Source organism: candidate division TA06 bacterium (assembly GCA_004376575.1).
Lineage (GTDB): Bacteria > Hydrothermota > DG-26 > E44-bin18 > E44-bin18 > E44-bin18.
Map to the genome: position 1 here is coordinate 1 of SOJN01000118.1, position 7275 is coordinate 7275.

A 7275-nucleotide genomic window follows, 5' to 3' on the forward strand; every position below is an offset into this window, starting at 1 on the left:
AAAACAAGCCACAAATGTGAAACGAATCGAGGGATAATCCCTCTTCGATCACAGAAAGAGCCCCGGATATCCGTAACACGCGATTCCGGGGCTCTTTCATTTCCCAATTTCGTAATACAGAAAGAAAAGTGTCATTGCGAGACTCGCGAAGCGAGTCGAAGCAATCTGATTCAATCTAACACAAGCAGATCCGGAGTTTATCCTGAGAGAATCGAAGGGACTTTGCCAGACTTCGTCTGGCTTCGCTCAGGACGAAATATCGCTCATCCCGCCTGCGGCGGGCTGGGCCTATTTCGTTTCCCAATTTCGTCTCACCCCGGCCCTTGTTTTGTTGTAAGAAAAAGCAGATTCTCCTCCGTCGGCTTGCGCCGACGAAGGACAACACCAGCAACCGAAAACAATTCCCGCCCCACTTGTCATTGCGAGACCCGCGGAGCGGGTCGAAGCAATCTCCGGAGAGGTCTTTCTTGTGACTTCTCCCCCAACTCCTGGTTGCAGGCAGGGCGGCAGGGTATTTGTCCTTCGACTACGCTCCATCGACTTCACTCGGGGCACTCAGGACAGGCTCGGAAGCCTCGGCCTTTGTCTGTTGCTTTTGGGCGTCTTGGGTATTACACTGACATATCTACGGCCAGATCTGGACTAGCCTTCAGACATTCTATTATCTTCGGCCCCCTCTTCTCTCCTTTTTTCTAGGCGGGCGAGCATCGTCGACCTTCAAGGTTTGTCCTTTGAAATCAGAACCATCCAATGCTTCTTTCGCTTTTTCAGCTTCGGATTGACTGGACATTTCAACAAATCCAAACCCTCTACCTTCAATCACATTGACTTGCGTGACTTCACCATGAGCGGAGAATAATTCCTCCAGTTCTTTGCTGGTCACAGAATAGTCAAAATTCCCCACATAAAGCTTGGTGCCTGGCATTCCGGCCTCCTTCTTCTCTCTCTGGCCACGAATCTTTGCTTCGGCGGTAGACACAACATATCAATTCTAGCCTCAATCACAAGGTGTGATTGATTACTTCCACCACCTCCTTTACAGTCTGCCATCCACTTCATCGAAGCCAAAAGTGGCCTGGGCCTTTTGGATTCCTCGGTCGGCTTGCGCCGACGAAGCACGAAATATGCCTCATCAGATATCAAGAAAGAATTCAGCAGGTCCTTCGGCTATCGCTCAGGACCTCCGGCGTTCTACGTTCAAAGTGGGGCGAGCAAAACCCGCCGCGAAGTCCCACAAAGCCACGGAGGGCGAAGTGGGGAAGTCAAGAGAGGCGAAGCCCGTCGTAGCTACCTGAGCGTAGACTGGCGAAGGCGGGTGAGCGAGGGGACTTGAACCCCCAACCACTGGAGCCACAGTCCAGTGCTCTAACCAGTTGAGCTACGCCCACCACGTGATTACTACCTAACTTGTATACAGTGAGGAAGTTAACAGAAAGAGGGCGGCTTGTCAAGCTCAACGCCCACGGACACCGTGACCCAAAAACCTGAAATTCCCCACCCGTTCCCCCTGACCCCGCCCGAAATTCCGAAAATAAACTACAGAACCCACCCCTGCCGCCACCCAGAACAGAATATGTCATTGCGAGACTCGCGGAGCGAGTCGAAGCAATCTCCGGCAAGGTCTTTCATTTCCCCAATTTCCGAATTTCTTGGTTTCCCAGTTGCTCAATTTCTGGTAGAGTGTAGGCGGTTGTGGCCGATTTTCGATCTTCGAATTTCGATTTTCGTGTTTTGGGCTTCTCGGAATGGAGGCAAACGATGAAACGCTGGGCGTCAATCACAATAACCCTCGTGGCTGTGCTGGCCGTTCTTGCGGGTTGCGCTAAGGAACCGGAGCACGTGAAAATCGGATACCTCCCAACACCTGCTGACATCTTGTTCTTCGTCGCGATCAAAGAAGGCTGTTTCAAAAAGCAAGCCCTGGAAGTCACCCCAGTCAAGTTTGGAACTGCCAACGAAGCAATGAATGCGTTGGTGCGCGGTGAGGTTGATCTCCTGGCGCACATTGGTTTCACTACTATCTTTGCGCTTGAACAGAAGACCCCGGGGCTGCTGAGAATCTTCCTTCCGGCAGGTGAGGGGGAAGGGCACGTAGTAAGCCAGATCATCGTTAGAAAAGACGCAGGCATCGAATCCGTTGATGACTTGAAGGGGCGCAAAATAGGATGCTCCCACGGGATCACTAATCTGAAGTGGCTTGGGCTGATGCTCAAAAAGATGGGATTTGATCCGCAGAAAGACGTTACGATCGTTCAGGTCGGCAGATCTATGCTCATCCAGGGGCTGGCCAGGCACGAGTACGATGCTCTCTATGCCATGGAACCACGTACGACCAAGGCAATAGAACAGGGGATAGGAATCTCGCTACTCGATAATCCCCGTAGCAAATATATCATGGATCCCTTCCTCTCGGGATCGCTCGTTATGCCGGCGAAGCTAGTCAAGGAAGAGCCCGAGAAAGCGAAGAGAATCTATGTAGCGTTTGAGAGAGCCTCTCGATTTCTCCGCAAAAACCCTGACAAAGCGAAGGAGCTGCTTCCGAAGTATACTGGTCTAAGTTATAGACTCCTACAACGAATTCACGTTCAGGCTATCTACGAGCCCACCGATGAGATAATCGACCTGATACAGAAGGAGGCGGACCTTCTCCATGAGTTCAGACTCCTCTTGGGCAAAGTAGACGTGAAACCCATGATCCTCACCCGCAACCACCTGCGCTAACCGGAGACTCAAAGACGAAATCACGAACGACATTTTCTGTAGGGGCGCGGTCGCCGCGCCCTGAGCATGCTTTTACTGGAGAAAGCACACAGGCTGGCCAAATCTGTTGCCTAGTACACACCAGCCTTTCGACTGGTGCATTTCTCTAGTGGTCTCCAGACTACTTCCTGGTCCCCTTCTGTCCCGCGTCCAGGCGCCGGAAGGTGGGCTGGAGGCCGGGCTTGCCCCGATAATTCCCGGGCATCGTCATCTCCACCTCATAGGACCCGTCCAGCTTGTCCACGATCTTGACCACCTTGCCCTGCTTGACGTCAAGCTTCAACAGGTCCCCATGGCCTGGGCCCACATGGTTCCCGAAATGATCCTTCGGCGTAACAATCAGCTTTACGTAGGTCTGCTTGTCCACCGGGCGGTATTCACGCCTGACCACACTCAATAAGCTTTTCTGTGGCTGAATCTTGGGCCTCACGTGCACGGTGAAGACCTTTTCCCGGTTCAATACTGAAACCTTCCCCTTCTGACGCGCGCTGGCCACGAAATGGAAGGTGTAGAGGCCATCGTACCGGGTCTGCTTGAAGATCGCCGTGTACTTGCCATCGCCCGGAATCTCATCGCCGGCCTTGCCCTCGTCGTTAAGCACAACCGTCGCCATCTTGGTGGGTACTTTCATCTTCTTCTGGGCCATAATTTGATATTTCTTTTCCACGGCTGAAACCAGTACATCCTTCTCCACGATCGCCCGACTCTTAGGAATCCGCACCCGCGCCTTCGACGTGAATGTGCCCAAACCTATGGCCGGCCGCTCCACCTTCACCACGACCCGGCCATGCTTCAGAGCCCGCTTCTGCTGTGACAGGTTCGCCACCAGGCGTAAGCTGTTGCCAGTCAGGAAGTGTAACCCCTGGACCTGGAAAAAGGCCGACACTGCCGTGTTCTTCTCCAGTGCCATCATGCTGTAGTGGATCACGCTTGGGGCCGGCGTGCCCGGCGCGGAGGCCGTGAGCGTCAGTGTCCATTGCCCGGGCGCCGGTGATGCTTTGGAGGAAACCTGGTAGCGCACGTGTGTCTTGACCACGTCCGCCGCCACGGCCTGGCCGGCTGGGTTCTTCAAGGTGAACTCGATCTTACCGTTTGTCTCATTCCACACCACTACAAAGGTCACCCGTTCAGCTCCTGGGTTGACCGGGACTGCGTGCGTCTTGGTTTGGCCTACGTTAATCACCGCCACTGGGTCCATATTGAATTCCATACCCTGAGTCTCGGCTAGGACCTGCAGGAAGAACTTCTCCAGTTCGAACTCGTCCAGATCCTTGGCAAGAGAGGCGGGCGGATGGTTCAGAATGTCGGCCAGGGCATCCAACTTATCCTCATCGATTTGTGTCTCATCGCCTATTCCCAGCGCGTAGCCGTCCACTCTGTTATCCACTAAGGCCTGGGTCACGTTCGTGTCGTGCATCCGGGGATTTATATTCTCCTTGCCGTCCGTAAGCACCACTATCACACGGTACTGGTCATCCACTGGAATCCCAGCCACGTCAAAGCCTTGGGCCTCCATGGCCTTCAGGATGCCACCGCCGATAGAAGTGGAACCGTAATTCGGCCGGTTTACCGAAAACGAGGCCACAATCTTGTCTCGCTTGTTCTCTTCCAGAAGCTCCAGCGTAGTATTGGTAGTGGTATTGACGTCATAGTAGGCTGTATTATCGTAATAGACCAAGCCTACTTTTGTCTGGTCTGGCGGATCGTTGGCCAGCCAGGTATCCAGGAACAGGGTGGTTGCATCCGCAGCCCGGTCGTATTTCGGATCTGCAGAGGGAACTGCCATGCTGCCTGAGCGGTCAAATACAATGATCGAGTGGATGGGCTTCTCACCGCAGACCAAGCCGGCGTCCACCACGAAATTGTCCGTCTCGCCCGAGGCCGGCTCGTAGATGCCATTGCCATTCTGGTCCTCACAGCCGTCATTAAAAGTGTCACCATCATTGTCTGGGTCGTTCTCTTTGCGCACTCCATCCGTATCGAAGTCTGCGTCCCGTTTAACATAAACATCCGCAAATTGGTATACGTACTCGTAAATATCTTCTTTGTCATTCACGCCGTCATTGTCCGAGTCTGTATCAAAGCGGCCCGTGTTGAAACGGACCTGCTCGTCAAAGTCCATGACCCCGTCATTGTCCGAATCCTGCCAAATGCTGGGCTCATCCTCGCGGGCATTGGGCGCGTTCACCGGGCCGACCCAAGTCCCCTTGGCTGCTTCTGCACCCGAATCCCAGGTCGTATAGGTTTCCCAGCGCGGACCGCTGCCAGGGTCCAGAATATGGACCCATTCTTCGCCATCATCCTCTACTCGATAACCGTTCATCGCGCGAAGATGACCAGGTCGACGGGTCATAATCGGACGACTGGCATCCAGCCAGCCTTTTAGATCACTAAAGCTGGGATTAGGCGTATCGATAAAATCAGTAATCGTTTCATCCAGAGCCCATTCCAGAGCTGCTGTTTCTTCAGCGGAATAGCCCATCCCATCACCATGGGCTAGATCCCATTCGGGAATGCCATCTCCGACACCTGCCCGCTCTTCCTGGGTGAAATATGAAATTCGGTCCTGACTCAGCTCCTGACCATAAAAAGTCACCATCATAGCGATCGATGCCCGTACGCAGTTCATAAAGCCGTGATCCACGCCATTCACCGGCGGTGCATCCGGGTGAATATTGTCCCAGTGTTTTACAGTAGTGCCATCCAGATGCGAAGGACAGCCGTCCAGACAAAGCAGATTCGTATCCTTTCTTTGGCGTCGATATAGCATGTCAGTTAGGATCACTTCCTCCACAATGGCCCCGTCCTCATAGGTGCCATCCTCGCTGGCTCCCATGCGTTTGCTGTTAACCTTCATGGTTCTGCTCCAGGCGCTCGCGCGGCCTTCAGCGTCAATAATCTTGACGCGATAGTAATACGTACCTTCAGGCAGAACTGTTTTGGGCTTATAGTACGTCTGGGTCAGCATCACATCTTCAACCATATCCTGGAACGATTCGTCCCGGGCAATTTGGAATCTAAACTTCCTGGCATTCTTGTAGCCGGTCCAGGCCACGGCGATATCCTCACTTCGTACGGTTGCGTTGTCCGTAAGCGTAAACATGCCTACCCCGGGAATGCGATTGTCCGCACCCGGTGTGCGCTCGTCTCCGTAAAATACAACCCAGTCTGAAAGATGCCGGCCTACGCTGCCTGGATAGCGGCCAATAGTGAAATCTTTGGCTTGAGCCAGCATAGTGGGGTCGTAATCACCGAATGTATTGACCTGTTTGACGAACCACCGCTTATTCCATATCCGATGCCGCTCCAGGGTCAAGCTCTTCTGCGAACCCGGCGCACCCCAGGACACAAAGTCGACTAATTCTTCCTGTCCCTGCTTGTTCATCTTATATACGGCGATCTGGCCTGACTTGCGTTTGATAGCGCTTTTCAGTTTCGGACCAGGATGTAGGACCGCCTTCTTTTCTCTGAAATCATAAATGTCCGCTCGTCTATCTTTGTCGTCTAATCTAATGACAACGTAGCTCTGGGGCGGCACGGGAGCTAGCTTATCGGGAAGAACGTAGCGGTAGGTATCATTAATGACCAGAACCAAGCGGGAAGCATCGACCTCCTGTTTAAGGGGATTGTATAGTTCGATCCAAGGGTATTCCTTATCTGTGGTTTGGGGCGAAATTTCCGTGATGAGGGGTGCGTAAGGCGGGACAGGCTTTGGCCTCTTCGGCGCGCGTACACAGCCGAGCCCAATTGCTAAACTGCCAACAACCAAGGTAATACACAGAGTCTTACAAGGCTTGTGAATCCGCAACATGTCGACCTCCCCAATTGTCAAGTTAAGGTGCCGCGCAGCATAAAACCTGCGCTGATTGTTCCTGAAAAGCTGCATAGCTAGGTGAAACTCAACATGTTTCTGTCCGTGGTGTTTCATGTGGATCTATATAAACCACCTCCTTGGGGTTTCCGGCTTCCCGTGTCATGGGAGTCACTATGTCTGCCCTCAACTATGCCTTTGCAAAGGCAGCAGAATTCTACAACGCCACATTGGCCATCGGAGCCTGAATCATCATTGATATGAATCTCTGGAGAATACGACTATCCGCCTGATTTTGGCAACGGATACTGCCACCTCTCCACCCCCGGCAGACTTGTATCACACATATATGACACTGAGAGATTCCTGTCAAGGAGAAAATGCCAGGGTCAAGTGCTCTCAGAACTTAGGTGTGCTCCAATGTTGCACATATGTCTGACAGGAGTAGGCTGGAAAAGCCCGCCGAAGTCACCTGGACGTACTCGGGCGTAGCCAGTCGTAGCTGAAAAAGATTCACACTGTCAGTAGACAGGGTAGGATATTTTTCATCCTGAGGGAACCCGAAGGATCCCCTCAATGCCTGTCCCACATACCCACATTGAGCGAAGGCGGGCGAAGCCCGACGAAGCAATCTCCCGCAAGTTCTTTAATTTCCCAATTTCATCGTTTCAAGTGTTGGGCTTTGAAGCCCAACTCTTATAACC

Annotated in this window: 3 protein-coding genes and 1 tRNA gene; 1 reads left to right on the forward strand and 3 read right to left on the reverse strand. The window is 52.9% G+C overall.

Going from position 1 to position 7275, the window contains the following annotated elements; translation table 11 throughout:
- Nucleotides 1–661 precede the first annotated feature (661 nt).
- Complete coding sequence (locus tag E3J62_09755) at nt 662–925, reverse strand: RNA-binding protein (GenBank protein ID TET44618.1); 264 nt, start codon at nt 923–925, stop codon at nt 662–664.
- A 389-nt stretch (nt 926–1314) separates the two neighbouring features.
- Nucleotides 1315–1388 (reverse strand) — tRNA-His (locus E3J62_09760).
- Between the two features lie 370 nt (nt 1389–1758).
- Between E3J62_09760 and E3J62_09765 the strand changes: the two genes are divergently transcribed.
- Nucleotides 1759–2721 (forward strand): ABC transporter substrate-binding protein, encoded by a 963-nt coding sequence (locus E3J62_09765; GenBank protein TET44619.1) that lies wholly within the window; start codon nt 1759–1761, stop codon nt 2719–2721.
- A 160-nt stretch (nt 2722–2881) separates the two neighbouring features.
- Here E3J62_09765 and E3J62_09770 read toward each other — a convergent pair whose 3' ends face one another.
- Nucleotides 2882–6688, reverse strand: a complete 3807-nt coding sequence (locus E3J62_09770) for a VWA domain-containing protein (GenBank protein ID TET44620.1) — start codon at nt 6686–6688, stop codon at nt 2882–2884.
- Nucleotides 6689–7275: the final 587 nt, after the last annotated feature.